Source organism: Jejubacter calystegiae (assembly GCF_005671395.1).
GTDB classification, from domain to species: Bacteria; Pseudomonadota; Gammaproteobacteria; order Enterobacterales; family Enterobacteriaceae; genus Jejubacter; species Jejubacter calystegiae.
Window position 1 is genome coordinate 393,155 of sequence record NZ_CP040428.1, and the last position, 23,535, is coordinate 416,689.

Annotated in this window: 22 protein-coding genes; 12 read left to right on the top strand and 10 right to left on the bottom strand. The window is 58.2% G+C overall.

Translation table 11 applies throughout. From position 1 onward, the window contains the following. The first annotated feature begins 73 nt into the window (after positions 1 to 73). From FEM41_RS01605 to mgrA, 8 genes are all read left to right on the top strand, one after another. A complete protein-coding gene (locus tag FEM41_RS01605) occupies positions 74 to 1,120 on the top strand; it encodes a dipeptidase (RefSeq protein ID WP_138093798.1) in 1,047 nt (348 codons plus the stop codon). A 209-nt stretch (positions 1,121 to 1,329) separates the two neighbouring features. Beyond that, positions 1,330 to 1,407 (top strand): pyrroloquinoline quinone precursor peptide PqqA, encoded by a 78-nt coding sequence (gene pqqA / locus FEM41_RS01610; RefSeq protein ID WP_138099083.1) that lies wholly within the window; start codon positions 1,330 to 1,332, stop codon positions 1,405 to 1,407. Between the two features lie 56 nt (positions 1,408 to 1,463). Beyond that, a complete protein-coding gene (pqqB, locus tag FEM41_RS01615) occupies positions 1,464 to 2,375 on the top strand; it encodes a pyrroloquinoline quinone biosynthesis protein PqqB (RefSeq protein ID WP_138093800.1) in 912 nt (303 codons plus the stop codon). A gap of 28 nt (positions 2,376 to 2,403) precedes the next feature. Then, the gene (pqqC, locus tag FEM41_RS01620) at positions 2,404 to 3,141 is read left to right on the top strand and encodes a pyrroloquinoline-quinone synthase PqqC (RefSeq protein ID WP_421804789.1); all 738 of its coding nucleotides are present in this window, start codon (positions 2,404 to 2,406) and stop codon (positions 3,139 to 3,141) included. Then, a complete protein-coding gene (gene pqqD, locus FEM41_RS01625; protein WP_138093804.1) occupies positions 3,141 to 3,419 on the top strand; it encodes a pyrroloquinoline quinone biosynthesis peptide chaperone PqqD in 279 nt (92 codons plus the stop codon). Before pqqC ends, pqqD begins: the two co-directional genes overlap by 1 nt. Then, positions 3,406 to 4,545: a pyrroloquinoline quinone biosynthesis protein PqqE gene (gene pqqE / locus FEM41_RS01630; RefSeq protein WP_175340742.1), complete on the top strand. Its 1,140-nt coding sequence runs from the start codon at positions 3,406 to 3,408 to the stop codon at positions 4,543 to 4,545. Before pqqD ends, pqqE begins: the two co-directional genes overlap by 14 nt. Continuing rightward, on the top strand, positions 4,542 to 6,854 hold the full coding sequence (pqqF, locus tag FEM41_RS01635) for a pyrroloquinoline quinone biosynthesis protein PqqF (RefSeq protein ID WP_138093806.1): 2,313 nt from the start codon (positions 4,542 to 4,544) through the stop codon (positions 6,852 to 6,854). Before pqqE ends, pqqF begins: the two co-directional genes overlap by 4 nt. 63 nt (positions 6,855 to 6,917) lie before the next feature. Further along, a complete protein-coding gene (gene mgrA, locus FEM41_RS01640) occupies positions 6,918 to 7,958 on the top strand; it encodes an L-glyceraldehyde 3-phosphate reductase (RefSeq protein WP_138093808.1) in 1,041 nt (346 codons plus the stop codon). A gap of 39 nt (positions 7,959 to 7,997) precedes the next feature. Here mgrA and FEM41_RS01645 read toward each other — a convergent pair whose 3' ends face one another. The 4 genes from FEM41_RS01645 to exbB form a co-directional block, all read right to left on the bottom strand. Beyond that, complete coding sequence (locus FEM41_RS01645; protein ID WP_138093809.1) at positions 7,998 to 8,492, bottom strand: TIGR00645 family protein; 495 nt, start codon at positions 8,490 to 8,492, stop codon at positions 7,998 to 8,000. Positions 8,493 to 8,567: 75 nt separating this feature from the next. Next, complete coding sequence (fucR, locus tag FEM41_RS01650; RefSeq protein ID WP_138093810.1) at positions 8,568 to 9,278, bottom strand: L-fucose operon activator; 711 nt, start codon at positions 9,276 to 9,278, stop codon at positions 8,568 to 8,570. Positions 9,279 to 9,418: 140 nt separating this feature from the next. After that, positions 9,419 to 9,841, bottom strand: coding sequence for a TonB system transport protein ExbD (exbD, locus tag FEM41_RS01655; RefSeq protein WP_138093811.1), 423 nt, complete (start codon positions 9,839 to 9,841; stop codon positions 9,419 to 9,421). A gap of 6 nt (positions 9,842 to 9,847) precedes the next feature. Beyond that, positions 9,848 to 10,582, bottom strand: a complete 735-nt coding sequence (gene exbB / locus FEM41_RS01660; RefSeq protein ID WP_138093812.1) for a tol-pal system-associated acyl-CoA thioesterase — start codon at positions 10,580 to 10,582, stop codon at positions 9,848 to 9,850. Between the two features lie 231 nt (positions 10,583 to 10,813). Here exbB and metC point away from each other — a divergent pair, with 231 nt between their 5' ends. Further along, positions 10,814 to 12,001 (top strand): cystathionine beta-lyase, encoded by a 1,188-nt coding sequence (gene metC / locus FEM41_RS01665; RefSeq protein ID WP_138093814.1) that lies wholly within the window; start codon positions 10,814 to 10,816, stop codon positions 11,999 to 12,001. Positions 12,002 to 12,139: 138 nt separating this feature from the next. Next, positions 12,140 to 12,799, top strand: coding sequence for a DedA family protein (locus tag FEM41_RS01670; RefSeq protein ID WP_138093817.1), 660 nt, complete (start codon positions 12,140 to 12,142; stop codon positions 12,797 to 12,799). Here FEM41_RS01670 and FEM41_RS01675 read toward each other — a convergent pair. Beyond that, positions 12,784 to 13,728 (bottom strand): AraC family transcriptional regulator, encoded by a 945-nt coding sequence (locus FEM41_RS01675; RefSeq protein WP_138093819.1) that lies wholly within the window; start codon positions 13,726 to 13,728, stop codon positions 12,784 to 12,786. The two genes, FEM41_RS01670 and FEM41_RS01675, sit on opposite strands and share 16 nt — an antisense overlap. A 175-nt stretch (positions 13,729 to 13,903) precedes the next feature. On the opposite strand from FEM41_RS01675, the gene yqhD reads away from it, so the two are divergent. Both yqhD and dkgA read left to right on the top strand, forming a co-directional pair. Continuing rightward, on the top strand, positions 13,904 to 15,067 hold the full coding sequence (gene yqhD, locus FEM41_RS01680; protein ID WP_138093821.1) for an alcohol dehydrogenase: 1,164 nt from the start codon (positions 13,904 to 13,906) through the stop codon (positions 15,065 to 15,067). Between the two features lie 217 nt (positions 15,068 to 15,284). Beyond that, positions 15,285 to 16,115, top strand: coding sequence for a 2,5-didehydrogluconate reductase DkgA (gene dkgA, locus FEM41_RS01685; RefSeq protein ID WP_138093823.1), 831 nt, complete (start codon positions 15,285 to 15,287; stop codon positions 16,113 to 16,115). 36 nt (positions 16,116 to 16,151) lie between these two features. On the opposite strand, the gene FEM41_RS01690 is transcribed toward dkgA, so the two are convergent. The 5 genes from FEM41_RS01690 to parC form a co-directional block, all read right to left on the bottom strand. Then, positions 16,152 to 16,544: a barstar family protein gene (locus tag FEM41_RS01690; RefSeq protein ID WP_138093825.1), complete on the bottom strand. Its 393-nt coding sequence runs from the start codon at positions 16,542 to 16,544 to the stop codon at positions 16,152 to 16,154. Between the two features lie 16 nt (positions 16,545 to 16,560). Continuing rightward, entirely contained in the window at positions 16,561 to 18,705 is a 2,145-nt protein-coding gene (locus FEM41_RS01695) for a YgiQ family radical SAM protein (RefSeq protein WP_138093827.1), read from the bottom strand. A 113-nt stretch (positions 18,706 to 18,818) separates the two neighbouring features. Continuing rightward, complete coding sequence (ftsP, locus tag FEM41_RS01700) at positions 18,819 to 20,231, bottom strand: cell division protein FtsP (RefSeq protein ID WP_138093829.1); 1,413 nt, start codon at positions 20,229 to 20,231, stop codon at positions 18,819 to 18,821. 41 nt (positions 20,232 to 20,272) lie between these two features. Beyond that, positions 20,273 to 21,028, bottom strand: coding sequence for a 1-acylglycerol-3-phosphate O-acyltransferase (locus FEM41_RS01705; RefSeq protein WP_138093831.1), 756 nt, complete (start codon positions 21,026 to 21,028; stop codon positions 20,273 to 20,275). A gap of 218 nt (positions 21,029 to 21,246) precedes the next feature. After that, on the bottom strand, positions 21,247 to 23,517 hold the full coding sequence (gene parC, locus FEM41_RS01710) for a DNA topoisomerase IV subunit A (RefSeq protein ID WP_138093833.1): 2,271 nt from the start codon (positions 23,515 to 23,517) through the stop codon (positions 21,247 to 21,249). Positions 23,518 to 23,535 lie beyond the last annotated feature (18 nt).

The following is a 23,535-nucleotide window of genomic DNA, read 5'->3' on the forward strand; positions in this document are numbered from 1 at the left end:
ACATTAGTAGAATTAATGTTCTCGCCGGTTATCCGGGCCCACCGTTCCCCTTCTGCTACAGGAGCCTGAAAAGATGAATAACTCTATGAATAAACATGCGTTTCCTGTCTTTGACGGGCATAACGATCTGCTCCTGCAACTGTGGATGCTGTCAGGCTCGCCGATTGAGGATTTCCTTGATGGCACGATGCCGGGACAGCTCGATTATGCGCGTATGCGCCAGGGCGGCTTTGTGGGCGGTCTGTTCGCCGTTTTTGTACCTCCGGCCCACTACGTGGCGCAGATGCTCAATATCTCTCAGGAGCAGGCGGAACAGTTGAGCGCACTGGAGATTACCGAACGCCAGATGGCGCTGCTGCACGAGCTGGTTGGGCGCTCCAGGGGCCGGGCGCGTCTGTGCCTGAACGCAACGGAGATCGAGAACAGTATTCACGACGGCGCAATCGCGATGGTGATACATATCGAAGGCGCAGCGGCGCTGGATGCGGATCTGAGCCAGCTCGAAGGATGGTATCAATCGGGCCTGCGCAGTATCGGCCCCTTCTGGAATCTGCCGAATGCCTTTGGTGAAGGAATTAACGGCAGCTTTCCCGGCTCGCCGGACAGCGGCCCCGGGTTGACGCAGGCCGGTCGGCAACTGATTCACGCCTGTAACCGGCTGGGTATAATGCTGGACGTCTCACATATGAATCAGAAAGCCTTTTTCGATACCGCTGAACTGAGCGATGCGCCGCTGGTCGCCAGCCACTCTAACGCCCATGCCATCTGTCCCCAGCCGCGTAACCTTACCGACGATCAACTGACCGCCATCGCCGCCAGCGACGGCCTGGTTGGCGTTAATTTCGGCAACGCCTTCCTGCGCGACGACGGCAAGCGGGAATCCGACACACCCCTGACTCAGGTGGTGCGCCATATTGACTACCTGATTGAAAAACTGGGGGAAGACAGAGTCGGCTTCGGTTCGGATTTCGATGGTACTCAAACCCCGGACGCGCTCCGCGATGTGGCGGCGCTTCCACATCTTATCGATGCCCTGCGCCAGGCGGGCTACCCGGACTCATTACTGGAAAAACTGTGCTGGCGCAACTGGCTACGGGTGCTGAAGCAGAGCTGGGGTTAGTTAATCGTGCGAAACCCGTTAATGGTTTGCATGATTTGTTAATTAAAAATTGTGATCGTGATCTAAAATAGGGCCTCATGACCCGGGTCCAAAACCCGGGATTATCACCCTGACGCTATCCTGATAAGCGGGAGAGTGGCAAGTCAGTCCCTCGTTAACATAACGGATAGCCCTGACTGGGTGGCGATTAATAACCGGAGGTAAATAATATGAAAACATGGTGCACGCCTGATTTTGAAGATATGCGTTTAGGCCTGGAAGTGACGCTGTACATTTCCAACCGCTAAGCACGCCCGGCTTCTCCCGAATCGGGAGGAGCCTTTCCCACCAAAACGGATTTACCATGAAAATTAAAGTCCTGGGTTCCGGCGCCGGGGGCGGTTTTCCTCAGTGGAACTGCAACTGCCGGAACTGTCGGGGCGTTCGCAACGGTACCATCAAAGCCACGCCGCGTACCCAGTCTTCCATCGCGCTGAGCGACGACGGGAAAAACTGGATCCTGTGTAACGCCTCACCCGATATCGCCCAACAGCTGGCCGCGAATCCCGAACTCCACAAGACCGATGTTCTGCGGGGAACCGCGATTGGCGCCATTATTCTGACCGACAGTCAGATAGATCACACCACCGGGCTGCTAAGCCTGCGTGAAGGCTGCCCGCATCAGGTCTGGTGCACCCCCGAAGTCCATGACGACCTTAATGAGGGGTTCCCGCTGTTTCCCATGCTGTCGCACTGGAATGGCGGTCTGGTACATCACCAGATAACACCGGACGAAGCCTTTAACCCCGGAATCTGCCCGACGTTGCGTATTACCGCCCTGCCCATCGTCAGCAATGCGCCGCCCTATTCGAAATATCGCGGCCGTCCGCTGCCCGGACACAACGTAGCGCTGTTTGTGGAAGATACCGCCAGCGGCAGCGCGCTGCTCTATGCCCCCGGGCTGGGCGAGCCTGACGAGGCGCTGATGCCCTGGTTCCGGCGCGCTGATTGTCTGCTTGTGGACGGTACCCTGTGGCAGGATGACGAGCTGGCCGCCACCGGCGTCGGCAGCCATACCGGCAAAGAGATGGGACACCTGGCCCTTGGCGAACAGCAGGGTCTGATGGCGCTGCTGGCGGCTCAACCGGCCCGGCGCAAAATCCTTATTCATATTAATAACACTAACCCCATTCTTGATGAGGAGTCCGCTGAACGCCTGGCGCTAACCCGCCACGGTATTGAAGTCAGCCACGACGGCATGCTCATCGAAATTTAGGTAAAACACGACTATGCAAACCGCACCCATGACCCCTGAACAATTCGAACAGGCGCTGCGTGACAAAGGCGCTTACTACCATATTTATCACCCTTATCACGTGGCGATGCATAACGGCCAGGCGACCCGGGAGCAGATCCAGGGCTGGGTGGCGAACCGCTTCTACTATCAGGTCAATATCCCGTTGAAAGATGCGGCGATCATGGCTAACTGTCCGGATCCCGACACCCGCCGCAAGTGGGTTCAGCGCATTCTGGATCACGATGGCTATCAGGGCGCCGAGGGCGGCATTGAAGCCTGGCTGCGGCTGGGTGAAGCGGTCGGTTTGAAGCGTGAAGAGCTGATTTCCCATCAGCATGTGCTGCCGGGAGTGCGCTTCGCAGTGGACGCTTACGTTAACTTCGCGCGCCGCACCATCTGGCAGGAGGCCGCCTGTAGCTCCCTGACCGAGCTATTCGCACCGCAGATCCACCAGAAGCGGCTGGACACCTGGCCCGGCCACTACCCGTGGATCGAAGCCGAAGGTTACGACTACTTCCGCCGCCGTCTGAATGAGGCCCGTCGCGACGTGGAACACGGTCTTACGCTTGCAAAAACATTCTGTACTACGGTTGAAAGACAGCAAAGAATGTTGGAGATCCTACAGTTCAAACTGGATATCCTGTGGACGATGCTGGATGCCATGACCATGGCCTATGAGCTGCATCGCAAACCCTATCACAGCGTCACCGATAAAGACGCCTGGCATACCACGAGGCTCGTCTGATGAGTACCGAACAGATCCCCGTTTTCCGCCGTGGCTACCGCCTGCAGTGGGAAGAGGCGCAAAATTGCCATGTGATTCTTTACCCGGAAGGTATGGCAAAGCTGAACGGCCCCGCAGCGGAAATTCTGCAGCTGGTGGACGGTAAGCGCTCCATTGCCGGGATAATCGATGAACTTAACCAGCGCTACCCCGATGCAGGAGGCGTGGATAACGACGTTGTCGCCTTCTTCCCGCGCGTGGTGCAACAGAAATGGATTTTATTACGTGAGCCAGAGTGAATTAGCCATTAAACCGCCGCTGTGGCTGCTGGCAGAGCTGACCTACCGCTGCCCGCTGCAGTGCCCTTACTGCTCTAACCCGCTGGATTTCGCGAGCCAGGAAAAAGAGCTGACCACCGATCAGTGGATCCGGGTCTTTGAACAGGCCAGAGAGATGGGTGCGGTACAGCTCGGTTTTTCCGGCGGCGAGCCGCTGACCCGTAAGGATCTGCCCGAGCTGATTCGGGCGGCGCGCGATCTTGGTTTCTACACCAACCTGATCACCTCCGGCATTGGTCTGACGCGCAAAAAGATCGCCGACTTCGCCGATGCCGGGCTGGATCACATTCAGATCAGCTTCCAGGCCAGCGATCCGGATCTCAATGCTGCGCTTTCGGGATCCCAGAAAGCGTTCGAGCGTAAGCTGGAAATGGCGAAAGCGGTGAAAGAGCACGGCTACCCGATGGTGCTCAACTTTGTTCTGCATCGCCACAATATCGATCAGATCGATAAGATCCTCGACCTGAGCCTGACGCTGGAAGCCGACGACGTGGAGCTTGCCACCTGCCAGTTCTACGGCTGGGCGTTCCTGAACCGCGAAGGGCTACTGCCGACCCGCGATCAGATCGCCCGGGCGGAAGAGGTGGTCGCCCGTTACCGCACCCGTATGGAGCGTGACGGCGTACTGACCGACCTGCTGTTCGTAACCCCGGACTACTATGAAGAGCGCCCTAAAGGCTGCATGGGCGGCTGGGGAGCGGTATTCCTGAGCGTTACGCCGGAAGGCACCGCGCTGCCCTGTCACAGCGCCCGTCAGTTGCCGATCGAATTCCCGTCGGTGCTGGAGCACAGTCTTAAGCATATCTGGTTCGAATCCTTCGGCTTTAACCGCTTTCGCGGCGATAGCTGGATGCCGGAGCCCTGCCGCTCCTGCCCGGAAAAGACCAAAGACTTCGGCGGCTGTCGCTGCCAGGCCTATATGCTGACCGGCGATGCCGCCAACGCCGACCCGGTGTGCAGCAAATCCCCCCATCACGGTAAGATTATCGAAGCCCGCCGCCAGGCGGAGTGCGCATCGCTCGATATCCATCAGCTTCAGTTCCGTAACCGCGCTAATTCACAGCTCATCTACAAGAGCCACGTATGATCGTTCGCCGCCTCGCCAACGGACTGCGGGTCCATGCCATTACGCAGCCGGGGGCGAAGCGGGCGGCGGCGCTGGTTCGCATCGAAACCGGCAGCTGTCACGAACCCGATGCCTGGCCCGGGCTGGCCCATCTGCTGGAACATACGCTGTTTGCCGAAAGCGCCCGCTACCGTGACCAGCAGCGGCTGATGCCCTGGGTTCAGCGCCAGGGCGGACAGCTCAACGCCACCACTCGCGGTGAACAGACTGCTTTCTTTTTTGAAGTCGGATCCGGGCGACTGGCTGACGGTCTGGAACGGCTGCTCGATATGCTGTCTGCTCCGGCCTTTCCCCTGGCGGCTCTCCAGGCGGAAACCGCGGCTATTGATGCCGAATATGGCCTGCTTAAGCGCCACGGTGAAACCCTGCGCGAAGCCGCGACGCTACTGGCCTGTACGGGCTCCCCGGCCCTGCATCGCTTCCATGTCGGTAGCCAGGCCACCTTCGGCGAAGACACGCAGGCCATCCGGGCCGCCTTGCGCGATTTCCACCAACGCCATTACCACGCTGGCAATATGTCGCTGTGGCTCCAGGGACCGCAAAGCGAAGAAACGCTCATGGCGCTGAGCGCCCCCTGGGCGCAGTTGCCCAATGGCGCAGAACCGTTCCCGATCGCTCTTCCCCTTGCCGTTGAACCACGGCGTATGGCGCTAAAGCTGGCGGAGACGCCACTACTGCGGCTGGCCTTCGCCGTTGATAATCATCCCGCTATTGTCGAAGCTGCGGCCCTGCTCCAGGGATTTATTCAGGACGATGCGCCAGGCAGCCTGGCTCAGGCATTGGGCAAACAGGCTCCAGGCGCTCGCCCGGCATTGCGCCAGGTGCTGGAAAATCCACATACCCGGATACTGGCTATTGACCTTCCCTGCGGCGAAGCCGCGCCGGAAAGTATCGCCGCCCTGTTTTTCGACTGGCTGGCGCAGTTACAACGCCAGAGTCCGGAAATCGCCCGCCACTATGCGACGCTGGCCCGGCGCGAATTTAACGCCGGCTCCCCTCTGGAACAGCTACGCTCCCGGGCGTTGATGCTGGGTGAAGCCGCCTGTTCCAAAGCGTGGCGGCCGCTGTTACAGGCAATCACGCCGGACAGCCTGTTGCGCCTGTACAGCACGCCCCGGCTCGACGGTCAGACGGTTAACAGCCTGGGATTCAGACTGGAGATGGGAGAGTATCCCTCCACCAGCGACGTGCTCCCGGTGACAGGCTGGCAATTTATGGATGACCACTGCCCCGCGCTTTCACCAACGCCGTTGCGGTCAGTCGAACTGGCGCAGCTAACATGGCAGGGAGCACCAGCCTTTTTGCTTGGCGCGCGACTGCCTGACGGGCAAGGCCTGGCCCTGCAACTGGTTTGTGCACCGCTGGCGGCGGCCTGTCGCCACTACGGCGGCGACATGGAATTCAACTGCGTCGACGGCGAATGGCTGCTGTCGTTAAGCGGCCCGCCGCTGGTGATGGAATGGGCGCTGGACAGCGTACTGAACGCATTTGGACAGATGACGCCCGAAACGTGGCGACGGGGCGAAATCGCCCGGGCCCGGCAGGAGCAGCAATTAATGGGCGAGATTGCCCTACGCGCCCTGATGGCGCAGCTTCCGGCATTGCTGGGGCCCCCGGAAGATAAACCGTACTGGCAGGCGGCGCTGATGGGCGGCGATGACGCGCTACGTCGGCAACTGGCGCAGCGGCTTAGCAGGCTACCGTGGCCACTGACCCGGGATAAAGCGCCTGCCCCTGCCGCCAGTGGACATCACTATCTGCCAGCAAACAACGATGAAGCGGCCATTCTGCTCTTCTGTCCGGCTCCCGATACCCTTCCCGCCAGCGAAAGCGCCGTGCGCCTGCTGGCCGCGCTGCTGGCGCCGGATTACTTCCGGCAACTGCGCGATGAACTGAGGGTCGGCTATGCGGTTAGCTGTCGCTTTCACCAGAGTGCCGGATGCTGCGGGCTGCTGTTTATGGCCCAGTCGGCACACTTTAGCGCTCAGACATTGCTGGATATCACCCGAACCTTCCTTGAGCGAGCGCAACCGCAACTGGCCGCTCTGACCCCGGAAGATCTGGCTCCCCTGCTGGCAGCATCCGGCAAACCGCCGTCAGAAACGCCGCTGATTCAGGCAGCCCTGACCTGGCAGGCCCATCGTCGTCACGGTCAGGCGAGCCATGACGTCCCCACGCCGGACACGCTTTATCGGCTGTACCGACAGATCCTCGCCGAACCGGCGCGCTGGCTGGCGGTGCAAAATCCTCAGAATTCCGGGGTGGTATAACGACAGCGGGCGCTTTAGTATAGGGATTAGAAACACCGTTTCAAAAACAAGAAAGGAGTAACCATGCCTTACCTTGCCAACCCTTCCCGCTACGAACAGATGCAGTACCGCTACTGCGGTCGCAGCGGTCTGCAACTCCCCGCTCTTTCCCTTGGCCTGTGGCACAACTTCGGTGACGTCAGTCCGCTGGATAACCAGCGTGCCCTGCTGCGCAAAGCGTTCGATCTGGGCATCACCCACTTTGACCTTGCCAACAACTACGGGCCGCCGCCGGGCAGCGCCGAAACCAACTTTGGCCGTCTGCTGCGCGAAGATTTCGCCAGCTATCGCGACGAACTGATCATTTCGACCAAAGCGGGCTATGACATGTGGCCCGGCCCCTACGGCAGCGGCGGCTCGCGCAAGTATCTGCTGGCAAGCCTCGATCAGGGCCTGCAGCGTATGGGGCTTGATTACGTGGATATCTTCTATTCGCACCGGGTGGACGAAAACACCCCAATGGAAGAGACCGCTGGCGCCCTTGCTCACGCGGTGAAGAGCGGTAAAGCGCTCTATGTCGGGATCTCCTCCTATTCGCCGGAGCGTAGCGCTGAGATGGCGCGCCTGCTGCGCGAACAGGGCATTCCGCTGCTGATCCATCAGCCCTCTTATAACCTGCTGAATCGCTGGGTGGACAGCAGTGGCCTGCTCGATACCCTGGAGGAAAACGGGATGGGCTGTATCGCCTTTACGCCGCTGGCTCAGGGTCTGCTGACCGGGAAATACCTGAACGGTATTCCGGCCGGATCGCGCATGCAGCACGAAGGTAAAAAAGCCCGCGGTCTGACGGAAAATATGCTTAGTGAACGCAATCTTAACAGCCTGCGTCTCCTTAATGATATGGCCCAGGCTCGCGGTCAGAGCATGGCTCAGATGGCCCTGAGCTGGCTGCTCAAGGATAATCGCGTCACCTCGGTACTGATTGGCGCCAGCCGCACTGAGCAGTTGGAAGAGAACGTGAAGGCGCTGGACAACCTGCGCTTTAGCGAGGAAGAGCTGAAGGCCATCGATGCTCACGTCAGCGACGGAGAACTGAATCTGTGGCAGGCATCTTCAGATAAATGATCCCGGCAGGCCCGGCAAGCCGCCGGGCCTGTTACGCGGTTAATGATCCCCACGGGTAAGTTTGTCCAGATAACCCATGACAAAAGCAGAGAGCACAAAGGTGAGGTGGATAATCACGTACCACATCAGCTTATTATCCGGAACGTTCTTCGCGTCCATAAAGACGCGTAGCAGATGAATTGAGGAGATAGCCACAATCGAGGCCGCCACTTTATTTTTCAGTGATGTGGCATCCATTTTTCCCAGCCAGTTCAACTTCTCTTTGTTGCTGTTAATATCCAGACGAGAGACAAAGTTTTCGTAGCCAGAGAACATCACCATCACCAGTAGCCCCCCCACCAGCGTCATATCCACCAGCGACAGCAGCAGCAGAATCAGATCCGATTCGGCGATGGTAAAAAGGTTGGGAATGACGTGGATGATCTCCTGAAAAAACTTAACCGTCAGAGCGATCAACGCCAGCGACAGACCAAAGTAGACCGGTGCCAGCAGCCAGCGAGTGGCGTACATCGCATTCTCAAAAAAGCGCTCCATAAACGTCCTGCTGAGTAAAAAAGGAGCCGCCAGTATAGCGTAGCCAACGCGGCGTAAAAGCGGGCTTACGGATGTTTACGGTGCACGGTTTTTATCATCGATAAGCGCTGTCACCTCGTTCAGCGAGCCAATACACTCCTCACCGGTACGACCGCGTTTACTACCATCCATCAGCAGTAGCGACTGCTCCGCACGGCTTAGCAGCAGTTGTTTAAAACGCGCATTCCAGCCCTGAACGTCCCAGATATCTCCCGCGGCATCCACCCCCTGGCAGGAGAAGATAAACAGATCGATTTCTATGTGGCGCAACAGCGCCAACAGGGCCGGATTCTCATAGCAGGCGCTGTCGCGATCGAGCCAGCCGCCGCTGTGCAACAGTTGGATATGCGATCGCCGTTCCAGCGCCTGGCAAATACGCAAACTGTTAGTGAATACCCTGAGGGGCAGATCGGGGAGCTGGCGCGCCAGATACCAACTGGTCGTGCTGGCATCCAGCGCCAGGGTGATACCTTCGACGATCCAGGGTAGCGCCTGGCGGGCGATATCCGCTTTGCGGGCGTGGTGGCTCTTCTGGCGAGCGCGAAACGGATCGGCATAGGATGTCCCTGCCATCAGGCTACGCGCCCGCCCATGGCTGCGCAGAATCTTTCCCTGACGTTGAAGTTCGCGCAGATCGCGGCGCAGCGTCTCCTGGCTTACCGCCAGGGCGCATGCCAGAACATCGGTGGCTACCCAGTTGTGCTGGCCGAGCAACGCCAGTATCCGCTGATGTCTTTCATCCTTCATAGCCCGCTCCCCATGACCTGTAGCGCTATTCTGTGATGACGGGGCGGCGCTGTCAAAGCACGTGCTCTTAAAGTCTGAAGCTCATAAAAAAACCCCGACATTCAGTGCCGGGGTTTACCGTTTTAACGCTAAAAAAACCGCTACTTATGGGAAACTTCCTGTCCCACCAGGCCAATCTTGAGATAGCCTGCCTGGCGCAGTGTGTCCATTACATCCATCATGGTTTCATAGTTCACGGTCTTATCGGCGCGGAAGAACACGGTGGTGTCCTTCTTACCTTGCGTCATGGCGTTCAGCGCGTTGACCATATTCTCTTTGGTGACCGCATCATCGCCAAGGAACATGCTGTTGTCCGCCTTCACCGACAGATAAACCGGTTTTTCCGGGCGCGGCGCCGGCTTGCTGCTGGACGCTGGCAGGTTAACTTTCACGTCCACCGTCGCCAGGGGCGCCGCCACCATAAAGATAATCAACAACACCAGCATCACGTCGATAAAGGGCGTGACGTTGATATCGTGCATTTCGCCGTCGTTATCGACGTTTTCGTTAAAGTGCATCGCCATAGCGCATCAACCTACACGCAGTTTACGGGCGGACTGTACCGGACGATTTGCCGCGGTGGCCTCCAGGTCAAGGTCACGGCTTTGCAGCAGCAGAACCTGCGCCGCCACGTCACCCAGCGAGGCTTTAAAACCACCGATGACGCGGGCGAAGATGTTGTAGATAACCACCGCCGGAATCGCCGCCACCAGGCCAATGGCCGTAGCCAGCAGCGCTTCCGCGATACCCGGTGCCACGACGGCCAGGTTGGTGGTCTGGGTCTGGGCGATACCGATGAAGCTGTTCATGATTCCCCATACAGTACCGAACAGCCCGACAAACGGAGAGATAGCGCCGATAGTGGCAAGGTAGCCATTGCCGCGCCCCATCAGGCGGCCAACGGAAGCCACGCGACGTTCCAGACGAAAGCCGGTACGCTCTTTAATCCCTTCGTTATCTTCACTGCCCGCGGAGAGTTCGAGCTCATTCTGCGCTTCCTGAAGCAGCAGAGCAGAGAGACTGCCGTTTCCGAAAGAGGCCGATTTTTCATTCGCTTCTTCCAGTGAACGAACCCCATCCAGAGCCTGCTGTTCACGCTTAAGGCGGCTCTTCTGCTTCAGCATGGTCACACCCTTGCTAAAGAAGATGGCCCAGGTGACCACTGACGCCAGAATCAGGCCGATCATCACTATCTTCACAACGATATCGGCATGATGATACATACCCATGACGGAGAGATCCGTCTGCATCAAATTCTCTGTCACACTAACTCTCCAGGACGAAATTTAGAGAAAAACTGTTCGTAATAATACCAAAACGGCTTCGAATTGATAGTCGTTCTCATTAGTATTTACATGCTGACGCACTTTGTCCTCATTTTCCTTGCGTTTACGCAGTAAAAAAAGAGAGGCGTTCACCCTTTCGACTTCTTGCCCATTGCGCTAAGAGGCCCAGTGGCTTATTTTGGACATCCAGACGTAAAGATGGGGATGACAATGACAAAGCAGCATATCGAAACTACCCTGGTGCATGCCGGTCGGCGTAAACGCTATACCCAGGGCTCGGTCAACAGCGTGATTCAGCGCGCATCGTCGCTGGTTTTCGACAGCGTCGAAGAGAAAAAACGCGCCACCAAAGGCCGGGCCAGCGGCGAACTGTTCTATGGCCGTCGCGGCACCCTGACCCACTTTTCGCTCCAGGAAGCGATGTGCGAGCTGGAAGGGGGCGCAGGCTGCGCGCTGTTTCCCTGCGGCGCAGCGGCGGTAGCCAATACGGTTCTCGCCTTTGTGGAACAGGGCGACCATATTCTGGTGACCAACAGCGCCTATGAGCCCACTCAGGACCTGTGTACCCGAATTCTGGCGAAGCTGGGGGTGACTACCAGCTGGTTTGATCCCATGGTAGGGGAAAACATCGCCGATCTGGTCCAGCCCAACACCCGCATCGTCTTCCTGGAATCCCCTGGCTCTATCACCATGGAAGTGCAGGACATCCCCGCGATTGTACGCGCCGTACGCAGCAAAGCGCCGGACGCCATCATTATGATCGACAATACCTGGTCCGCCGGGGTGCTGTTTAAGGCGCTGGAGTTCGGAATCGATATCTCGATTCAGGCCGGGACCAAATATCTGGTGGGCCATTCGGATGCCATGATCGGTACGGCGGTAGCGAACGAGCGCTGCTGGGAGCAACTGCGGGAAAACGCCTATCTGATGGGTCAGATGGTGGATGCCGATACCGCCTACGTTACCAGTCGCGGTCTGCGTACCCTGGCGGTGCGCCTGCGCCAGCATCAGGAGAGCAGCATCGCCGTGGCGCAGTGGCTGGCCGAACAGCCCCTGGTGGCGCGGGTGAACCACCCTGCCCTGCCGCAAAGCCCAGGCCATGAGTTCTGGAAGCGCGACTTCCTGGGCTGTAGCGGCCTGTTCTCCTTCGTACTGAACAAGCGGCTCGATGATGCCGCCATGGCGCAGTTCCTCGACCACTTCCAGCACTTTTCAATGGCCTACTCCTGGGGCGGTTTTGAATCGCTGATTCTCGCCAATCAGCCGGAAGAACTGGCAGCTATTCGCCCGGGTGGTCAGCCAGACTTCAACGGAACTCTGGTCAGATTACACATCGGTTTAGAAAACGTTGAAGATTTAATTGCGGATTTAGCAGCGGGATTCGCCCGTATCGCGTAAGGTTTCCGGCGGTGGACGCGGTGATGAACACTCTGGGTCAAAGTTTCTGCATTTTATTGCCCCAGGGCCACCGCTCCCGGGGTTTTTCCGGTTACAATAGCCCCCGATACGCAGTTCGCTCTTTCCACAGGAACACCCATGACCGTTATAGAGAATATCGTCGCCGCGCTCTGGCAACATGACTTCACCGCGCTCGCGGATCCCCACGTGGTGGGTTTCGTTTATTTCGTCATGTTTGTCACGCTGTTTCTGGAAAACGGTCTGCTGCCCGCTTCCTTCCTGCCGGGCGATAGCCTGCTGATTCTGGCGGGCGCCCTGATAAGCCAGGGCGTCATGGGCTTTATTCCTACGATTATGCTGCTGACCATTGCCGCCAGCCTGGGCTGCTGGCTGAGCTATTTTCAGGGACGCTGGCTGGGGAATACCCGCCTCGTCCAGAGCTGGCTGGAACAATTACCTCTGCACTACCACCAGCGCGCCACCCGAATGTTTGACAGGCACGGGCTGCTGGCGCTGTTGGTGGGTCGTTTTCTGGCTTTCGTCCGTACTCTGTTGCCAACCCTGGCGGGGCTTTCTGGTCTGCCGAACCGCCGTTTCCAGCTTTTTAACTGGCTGAGCGGCCTGCTGTGGGTGGTGTCTGTCACCAGTTTCGGTTATGCGCTGGGTCTGGTGCCCTTCGTACAGCGTCATGAAGAGCAGGTGATGACCTTCCTGATGGTACTGCCGGTGATACTGCTGGTCGCAGGCCTGGTCAGCGCTCTGGCGGTGGTTCTGAAAAAACGCTACGCCCGTTCCTGACGGCCTCTGCCTGCCGTCGCTTCGCCTTCCGGCAGCGGCGGCAGGCTGCGCATCTTTTCCACTTCCCGCTGCGGCGTGGCGCCAAAATAGCGCTTAAATTCACGACTGAACTGGGAAGGACTTTCATAGCCCACCTGTATTGCCGCCGCGCTGGCCTTCACGCCATCGTGCAGCATCAGCATTCGCGCCTTATGCAATCGCCAGCTCTTCAGATACTGAAGCGGCGACGTGCTGGTTACCGCCTTAAAGTTGTGGTGAAACGCCGAGATGCTCATATTGGCCTCCGCCGCCATCTGATCGACGCTCAAACTTTCCATATAGTGGGTTTCTATCCGCCGCAGTACCCGACCAATCAGACTGAAATGGCTCTGACGGCTGGAAAGTTGGATCAGCGCCCCGCCGCTGGGGCCAGTCAGCACATAGAACAGGATTTCACGGATAATCTGGCGCCCCAGAACCCGGGCCTGCAGCGGATTTTCCAGCACGTCCAGCAGTCGCTCCGCGGCGCAGAGAATATCTTCGGTGAGCGGGGTCGGATTAATACCGCTAACTACCGGCCGTGGCTGGAAAGCCGTGTCTTCGCCAATCTCGATCAACAACTCCTGGAGCTGGGCAATATCCACGTTGATACGCATTCCCGCCAGGGGCTGTTCCGGCGTGGCCTGAGTTTCACATTCAAACGGCAGCGGCACTGTTAGCAGCAGGTAGTCGCTGGCGCTGTACTGAAACACCCTACCATTGAGATAGCCTGTTTTATGTCCGGAAAAGAGAAAAATGATACCGGGCTGATACACGACCGGCGCCCTGGGATGCGGCGCAGTACCGTACATCAGCGAAAGCCCTGGCACGCTATCTTCAATTATTTTTTCATTTTGTTTCAGTCTATTAATTCTTTCCGTCAGTTGCTGACAGATTGCCATATGCGCCATTGCCATCCCCCCTTTACCGCCGTTCATTCTCGATAGCCATTGTGCATAACTCCAGACACTTTCTCCACAATTATGGAGAAACAGGCAAGACAAAGGCAGGAATGAGCATTGAGGCTCGGGGGCCCGTCGTCGCAGAATAATGCCATACCCTTTTTGAACCAGACGGAGTTCACCCATGAATAATTTTAACCTTCATACCCCGACCCGCATCCTGTTCGGCAAAGGCGCTATTGCCGACCTGCGCGAACAGATTCCGGCCGACGCCCGGGTGCTGATTACCTACGGCGGCGGCAGCGTGAAGAAGAACGGCGTGCTCGATCAGGTGTACGATGCGCTGACAGGGATGGAAGTCCACGAGTTTAGCGGTATTGAACCGAACCCAACCTATGAGACGCTGATGAAAGCCGTGGATCAGGTCCGCCAGCAAAAGATCGACTTCCTGCTGGCGGTGGGCGGTGGTTCGGTGCTGGACGGCACTAAATTTATCGCTGCCGCGGCTCGCTACCCGGAAAATGTCGATCCGTGGCAGATTCTGGAAAACTCTGGCAGTGAGATCCACAGCGCCATTGCGCTGGGTTCCGTTCTGACGCTGCCAGCCACCGGCTCTGAATCCAACCAGGGGGCGGTTATTTCACGGCGCACGACCGGAGATAAGCAGGCCTTTAAGTCACCGTATGTACAACCACGCTTCGCTGTGCTCGATCCGGTCTACACTTATACTCTGCCGCCGCGCCAGGTTGCCAACGGCGTGGTGGATGCCTTCGTTCACACCGTGGAGCAGTATCTGACCTGGCCTGTGAACGCGAAAATCCAGGATCGCTTCGCCGAAGGTATTCTGCAGACGCTGGTCGAAGAAGGCCCACGCGCGCTTGACGAGCCGGAAAACTACGATGTACGCGCCAACCTGATGTGGGGCGCCACCATGGCGCTGAACGGTCTGATCGGCGCCGGGGTTCCCCAGGACTGGGCCACCCATATGCTGGGCCACGAACTGACCGCCATGCACGGGCTGGATCACGCCCAGACTCTGGCTGTCGTATTGCCGTCGCTGCTGAATGAAAAACGCGACAGCAAGCACGCCAAACTGCTGCAGTACGCAGAGCGAGTCTGGAATATCCGCGAAGGTAGCGACGAACAGCGTATTGATGCCGCTATCGCCGCCACCCGCGACTTCTTCGAGCGGATGGGCGTTCCAACCCGGATGCGCGACTACGATCTGGACGGTAGCAGCATCCCGGCACTGCTGGCAAAGCTGGAAGAACACGGTATGACCGGGCTTGGCGAGCATGGCGATATCACCCTGGATGTCAGCCGCCGTATCTATGAGGCGGCCCGTTAAGATACTTTCGTTTTTGGGTATTTGGTCCAGAATTAATAATCAGGCAGGTATGTTTCCCCTCACCCTTGTGGAGAGAAGGAACTCACTGGTTTTCCTCTCACCCTTGTGGGGAGTGGGAACTCACTGTTTTTCCCCCTCTCCCTTCGGGAGAGGGCCGGGGTGAGGGGAAATCCTGCCGCCGGACACCTTCCGGCTCCGATGCTTACAGGAGGAACAGATGGCAAATCCAACCCTAATCAAACTAAAGGACGGGAATCTGATGCCGCAGTTGGGGCTCGGCGTATGGAAAGCGAGCAACGACGAGGTAATCACGGCCATACATAAGGCGCTGGAGGTCGGCTATCGCTCCATCGATACCGCTGCCGCCTATCACAACGAGGAAGGCGTGGGGCAAGCTCTGAAGAGCGCTGACGTAGCGCGTGATGAACTGTTCATCACCACCAAACTGTGGAACGCCGACCAGCAGGATCCCAAACAGGCGCTGGAGACGAGTCTGGAAAAGTTACAGCTCGACTATCTCGATCTGTATCTGATGCACTGGCCGGTTCCGGCAAAAGACCATTACGTCAGCGCCTGGAAAGGCATGATCGACCTGCAAAAACAGGGTCTGGTGAAAAGCATTGGCGTCTGCAACTTTAATATCCCGCATCTGCAGCGGCTGAAAAAAGAGACCGGAATACTGCCGGTCATCAACCAGATTGAGCTGCATCCTCTGCTCCAGCAGCGCGAGCTGAACACCTGGAACGCCACGCACAATATTCAGACCGAATCCTGGAGTCCGCTGGCTCAGGGCGGCGAAGGAGTCTTCGACAAGAAGGTCATTATCGACCTTGCGAAAAAGTACGGTAAGTCGCCGGCACAGATTGTGATTCGCTGGCACCTGGATAACGGGCTGGTGGTGATTCCCAAATCGGTCACGCCGTCGCGCATCGCCGATAACTTCGACGTCTGGGACTTCCGGCTGGATAAAGACGAACTGGGCGATATCGCACAGCTCGATAGCGGCAAGCGACTGGGCCCGGATCCCGATACCTTTAGCGTCCAGTAACCCTCACGGCCCGGCTTCCCGCCGGGCTTTTACCACTCAGGCCGGAACCAGCGTGATGTTGGGATGGTCAGCGATAATTTCCAGGATGATATCGAAGTAAGTCGGACCTTCGCCACGCTCCAGTAAGGCCAGCTCCTGCCTGATACGCGCCTGATGATAACGCTGCGGCTGGGCCAGTTTATCCTGGTAGTAACGACGGGTGGCGTCACGCCCCAGGGCCGCCCTGCTCTGCGCTATATCCCGCCATATCAGCGTTAGCGGTTCATTGCCCTGCAGGACACCGAAACCGCCGTACAGCAGATCGTTCAGGGCATCCAGGCTCGGCCCAAGCTGCCAGCTCTCATCCGCCATAAACAGGCCGTTAATCTGGTCGTAGAAGCTGCCGATATCGTGAATCCGACTGCCTTCCAGGATCAGTGTCTTACTCATTCGGCCTCCTCACGAATTAGCGGGCGCGCGGTTTCGGCTTGCGATGCTGTTTGTTCATTGGCGTATGACGGGTCAGCGCCGCCTGACCGCGTGGCGCCTTACGCTGAGCGTTGCGCAGTTCATCTACCGTGGGGGCCGGAACCAGGCAGCCCGGGCGGGCGCCTATCAGATGTTTTTTACCCATCGCTTCCAGCGCGCTGCGAATCAGCGCCCAGTTGGCAGGATCGTGGTAGCGCAGCAGCGCCTTATGCAGACGACGCTGGCGATCGCCGCGCGGCACCACCACCTCTTCGCTCTTATAGCCTACTTTGGTCAGCGGGTTTTTACCGGTGTGATACATCGTGGTGGCATTGGCCAGCGGCGACGGATAGAAGTTCTGCACCTGATCCAGACGGAAGCGGTGTTCCTTCAGCCACAGCGCCAGATTCACCATATCTTCATCCCGGGTGCCGGGGTGGGCCGAAATAAAATAGGGGATCAGATACTGCTCTTTTCCGGCCTCGCGCGAATATTTATCGAACAGGTCACGAAAACGGTGATAGCTGCCCATACCCGGCTTCATCATCTTCGACAGCGGCCCCGATTCGGTATGTTCCGGTGCGATCTTCAGGTAGCCTCCCACATGGTGGGTCACCAGCTCTTTAATATAGCGCGGATCTTCTACCGCCAGATCGTAGCGCACCCCGGAGGCGATCAGGATCTTTTTGACCCCCTTAAGCGCCCGGGCGCGGCGGTACAGATCGATAGTCGGCTGATGATCGGTATCCATGTGCCGACAGATATCCGGATAAACGCAGGAGAGACGGCGGCAGGTCTCCTCGGCCCGTGGCGACTTGCATCCCAGCATATACATATTGGCAGTCGGGCCGCCAAGATCGGAGACAACACCGGTAAAGCCCGGCACGCTATCGCGGATCGCTTCGATCTCATTGATTATCGAATCTTCGGATCGACTCTGAATGATCCGCCCTTCATGCTCGGTGATCGAACAGAACGAACAGCCGCCAAAGCAGCCGCGCATGATATTGATCGAGAAACGGATCATATCGTATGCCGGGATCTTTCTGCGGCCATAGGAAGGATGCGGCACCCGCTGGTACGGCAGGCCGAAGACGCCGTCCATCTCTTCGGTGGAAAGCGGAATCGCAGGCGGGTTAAGCCAGATATAGCGATCGCCATGCTTCTGCATCAGCGCCCTGGCGCAGCCGGGGTTGGTTTCATGGTGCAGAATGCGCGAGGCATGCGCGTACAACACCTTATCGTTTTGTACCTTCTCGTAAGAGGGCAGCAGCACGTAGGTGCGATCCCAGGGTTTGGGGCGCGGCGGCTGTATCGTGACCGGCTGAGCTTCATCCGGCTGAACCGGCACTGCGCCATCGGCACAGGGCAGATCCTCGCCATAAGGATGCGCAATGGGATCGATACGCCCCGGCGTATCAAGGCGTGTGGAATCAACGCCGGTCCAGCCCGGCAGCGCTGTCTTACAGATAAAGGCGGTATTACGCACATCGGTGATATCGGTAATGGATTCCCCCGCCGCCAGGCGGTGTGCCACTTCAACCAGCGGGCGTTCACCGTTGCCGAACACCAGCATATCCGCCTTGGCGTCAATCAGCACCGATCGCCGAACTTTATCCGACCAGTAATCATAGTGGGCGATGCGCCGCAGGCTGGCCTCGATACCGCCCAACAGGACAGGTACATCGCTCCAGGCCTCTTTACAGCGCTGGGTGTAGACCAGCGTGGCGCGATCGGGCCGCTTGCCCCCTTCGTTACCCGGGGTGTAGGCGTCGTCTTTTCGCAGTTTACGGTCCGCGGTGTAGCGGTTGATCATCGAATCCATATTGCCGGCGGTCACGCCAAAAAACAGATTCGGTTTACCAAGCCGCATAAAATCCTGCTTACTCTGCCAGTCCGGCTGAGCGATGATACCCACCCGGAAGCCCTGAGATTCCAGCATTCGCCCGACAATCGCCATCCCGAAGCTCGGGTGATCGACGTAGGCATCCCCGGTCACGATGATAATGTCGCAACTGTCCCAACCCAGTTTATCCATCTCGGCCCGGGACATTGGCATAAAGGGCGCGGGCGTATGGTCATCCCGGTAGCGGGGCCAGGAGAAAAGCGTGCGTTCAGGCTGGATCAGGGTGGTACGGGACATGGGGATTCCGGGCAACAAAAAGGGCGGAAATTATACGCCGTATTCCGGCAAAACCAGAAGGGATATTGTCAGGGATTGCGGCCTCCCCCGGAATCGGGGAAGGCCATAGCGCATCAGGGGGCCGGGTTTGCCAGGATCTGGCCAATGGAGCCGCGATCCGCCAGCTCCAGGGTCTGGCTGGAATAGAGGAACGGGAAATGCGGCCAGGAGGGCTGCTCGAAGTAAACCAGCAGCTCGACCTGGCCATCCACCCACACGGTATCTTTCCAGCCGCGATCCTCGCCAAACGGCAGCGCGCCATTAACATCCTGAATCAGGAAGCGCGCTCCTTCCACATGGAAGGACTGGGGAGAATCGGCGCGTACCGTCCAGCGCTCCCAACTGCCTTGCTGGGTAGTGATATCAATACGCTTCATATCCCACAGCTGGCCATTAATGCCCGGATCGCTGCCCAGCGCGATATCGCGGCTGCGCACCGCTGCGCCGTTGAGAATCTCATCCGGCAGCAGGCGCATCGGCAGGTTATCGGTCACCAGAGGCAGCAGCCCGGTGGGGCGCAGCGTCAGTACCAGGCTGGAGACCAGAATCGACGAGGGCTCGAAGAAGCCGCGAATGCGATCCATAATGCCGGCCGCCTCGCCGCAGGTCAGGGAGACCTCATCGCCATCGGTCATATCCACCAGCACCTCGCGCCGTTCACCAGGCGCGAGCGACAGCTGACGCACCGACACCGGCGCCGGTAAAAAGCCCTGATCGCCAGCAATGACGTGCAGCGGACGGCCATCGCTCAGTTGCAGCTGATAGCGTCGGGCGTTAGAGGCATTCAACAGGCGCAGACGTACCCAGCCGCGGGAAACTTCGACATAAGGGCCCTGTACGCCATTCACCAGCAGGCGATCGCCCACAAAGCCGCCGCTGCCGGGTTCGCTGTATTCCGGCGCGCCAAAGTTATCCAGTCGCTTGTCCTGAATGATGACCGGGAAGTCGTCCACCCCATAATGATTAGGGATGGGCAAAGACTTGCTGACTTCGTCCTCCACCAGCCACATGCCCGCCAGACCGTTATACACATGGCGCGCCGAGCGATTCGGCGTGTTGGCGTGATACCAGAGGGTCGCCGCCTGCTGGCGAACCGGCAACACCGGCGCCCAGTCGGCATTGGGGCCCATCATACGCGGCGCGCCCCCCATCAGGGGACCAGGCACCAGCAGACCACTGACCGTCATCGCCACATTTTCCTGCAGACGATTGCTGTAGATAAGTTTGACATCGTCGCCGTTCCAGACCCGAACGGTCGGCCCCATATAGCGGCCGTTAAAGCCCCATACGGATACCTTGCTTCCGCCGGTGAAGGACCAGTGGGTACGCTGTAGCGTTAAGAAAAGCGGTTGTCCGCGGCGGGATTCCAGCAGCGGCGGAACCGGCAACACAGGCTGTTTCCCTTCCGCTTGTGCCCTCAGTGGCACCGCACCCGCACAAAGTGCTATTCCGGATGCCTGAATAAACTGACGCCGACTGAGTGACATATTTGCTCCCTGTAAAACCCGGCAAAATCGTCCGGTAAAAGTTAATTCGTCTGTTTCTTTTCCACAGTCCCGGCGCGCTCCCGCTCCGCAACCTCTTTATTCAGTTCGTCGATCTTCGCCTGCATCAGCGCACGGCAGTGATCGGAAAGTTCACGCACCTGATCTTTGCCATACTGGCTGACATCCACCGGCGGCAGCATTTCGACGATCACCAGACCGTTATTCCAGCGATTCAGCTTAACCTTATCATTGGTATTGGAAACGCAGACCGGAATAACGGGCACCCCCGCAGCAATAGCGGCGTGGAAAGCGCCGGTCTTAAAGGGCAACAGGCCGCGCCCGCGGCTACGGGTGCCTTCCGGAAACATCCAGATAGAGATTTTACGTTTATGGATCTGGCGCACCATTTCAGCGATGGTGCCATGGGCCCTGGCCCGGTTATTACGATCAATCAACAAGTTACCCGTCAGCCAGTAAATCGGGCCGAAGAAGGGGATCCAGACCAGGCTCTTTTTCCCAACCGTTACCGTCGGCGGCTGCACAATATAGGCGGCCGTGACCATATCGTAGTTATTCTGGTGGTTGGCAATATAGACCGCATTACCGTAGTTTTCCGCGCCTTCGGGTTTACGGGTTTCCACTTTCAGGCCAAAAACGCAGGAAAGCCGGGCGAACAGGTGGCCAAAAGTCGCCACGTGGCGCGGGTTACGCGGGCTGAACAGGCACCAGATCGAACCGAATATGCATACCAGGATGCTGTAAACGACAACGATAATAAAGCGAAAAATAAATAACATAACAACCTCTGAAACCGCAGCCACTGACAAGTCATACCGACAAATGCCGACTGACGTATGATGAATGGCGCGTTAGAACCAGGTTCTTAGAGTGGGAATCCCAGGGCCACTATTGTTATGCGCATTGCGCCAACAAACAATGGCCCTGTCAGGAAAAATAGTAAGCGAGATTTGCGCGGGGAAACAAGACCTTCCCCGCACAACACGGCGCACGCGAACTACTTCTCGCCGCTGGTATCCTGCCTACCCGCAGGCGCATCCACCTCAATGCGGTCGATGCGTTGCAGACCACGCATCAGCGTACCGCGGCGACCCCGCTCGGCGCGCACCTTCTGCAGCTCTTCCGGGCGCAGTTTCAGCTTACGTTTGCCGACATGAATGGTCACCCCGCTCTGCGGCGGCAGAATCAAAAGGTGTGCCAGACGATCTGCCCCCTTCGCCGCGTCAGCGGCAGGAATGGAGATGATTTTGTTCCCCTTGCCGCGAGACAATTCGGGCAGATCGCCGACCGGGAACATCAGCATACGGCCCGCGGCAGTGATCGCCAGCAGCATATCATCCTGACGGGCCACCTCCAGTGGCGACATCACGCGCGCGTTTTCCGGTAGCGTAATCAAGGCTTTACCAGCCCGGTTACGCGCGACCAGATCGCCGAAGGTACAGATAAAGCCGTAGCCAGCATCCGATGACATCAGCAGCTTCTGGTCGTCTCCGGCCATCAGCACCTGTTCCACGAACGCCCCTGGCGGCAACGTCACCTTACCGGTCAGCGGCTCGCCCTGACTACGCGCCGACGGCAGCGTGATGGGATCGATAGCATAGCTGCGTCCGGCAGAGTCCAGGAACACAGCCGGTTGGTTGCTCTTGCCCTGAGCCGATGCCAGATATTCATCACCGGCCTTATAGTTCAGCCCCGTGGGGTCGATATCATGCCCTTTGGCGCTACGCACCCAGCCCATCTTCGACAGCACCACGGTAATCGGCTCGGAAGGCAGCATATCGTGTTCGCTCATGGCCTTCGCTTCTTCGCGTTCATGGAGCGGCGAACGACGATCGTCACCGAAGGCCTCGGCATCGGCCTGAATCTCTTTCTTCAGCAGGGTGTTCATCCGACGCTCGGAGCCCAGAATCGCCTGCAACTGGTCGCGCTCTTTTTCCAGTTCGCTCTGCTCGCCGCGGATCTTCACCTCTTCGAGCTTCGCCAGGTGGCGCAGTTTCAGTTCCAGAATCGCTTCGGCCTGAGTTTCGCTGAGTTCAAAGCGTGACATCAGCACCGGCTTCGGTTCGTCTTCACTGCGGATGATGTGAATCACCTCATCGATATTGAGGAAGGCAACCAGCAAACCTTCCAGAATATGCAGACGATTCAGCACTTTCTCCAGACGATAGTTCAGGCGGCGACGCACGGTATCGCGACGGTAGACCAGCCACTCGCTCAGAATCTCCAGCAAATTCTTCACCGCAGGACGGTTATCGAGCCCGATCATATTGAGGTTAACGCGGTAACTTTTTTCCAGATCGGTAGTAGCGAACAGGTGGTTCATGACCTGCACCATGTCCACGCGATTGGATCGCGGCACAATCACCAGACGAGTCGGGTTTTCGTGGTCTGATTCATCGCGCAGATCGTCCACCATCGGCAGCTTTTTGGCGCGCATCTGGCTGGCAATCTGCTCCAGTACCCGGGCGCCGGAAACCTGGTGCGGCAGCGCGTTAATGACTACCGCGCCGTCTTCTTTGCTCCACACCGCGCGCATACGCACCGAGCCACGGCCGGTCTGGTAGATTTTGCGGATGTCGGCACGCGAGGTGATGATTTCTGCCTCGGTAGGATAGTCCGGCCCCTGGATGATATCCAGTAGCTGATCGAGCGTGGTTTTCGGCTGCTCAATAAGCGTAATGGCTGCCTGCGCTACCTCTTTCAGGTTGTGGGGCGGGATATCGGTCGCCATCCCCACCGCAATACCGGTGGTGCCGTTCAGCAGAATATTGGGCAGACGCGCTGGTAGCATCTTCGGTTCGCGCATCGTGCCGTCGAAGTTGGGCACGAAATCCACCGTCCCCTGTCCCAGCTCGCCCAGTAGCACTTCCGCGTACTTAGAGAGTCGCGATTCGGTATAACGCATCGCCGCAAAGGATTTGGGATCGTCCGGCGCCCCCCAGTTCCCCTGGCCGTCCACCAGCGGGTAGCGGTAGGAGAAAGGCTGCGCCATCAGCACCATGGCTTCATAGCAGGCGCTATCGCCGTGGGGATGATATTTACCCAGCACGTCACCCACGGTGCGCGCCGACTTTTTGAATTTCGCGCTGGCGCTCAACCCCAGTTCCGACATGGCATAGACGATACGGCGCTGTACCGGCTTAAGGCCATCGCCGATGAACGGCAGCGCACGGTCCATGATGACGTACATGGAGTAGTTCAGATAGGCGTTTTCCGTGAATTCATGCAGGGCAAGACGCTCTGCGCCATCATGAGTCAGATCGCTCATTAATAATCCTCAGACTGG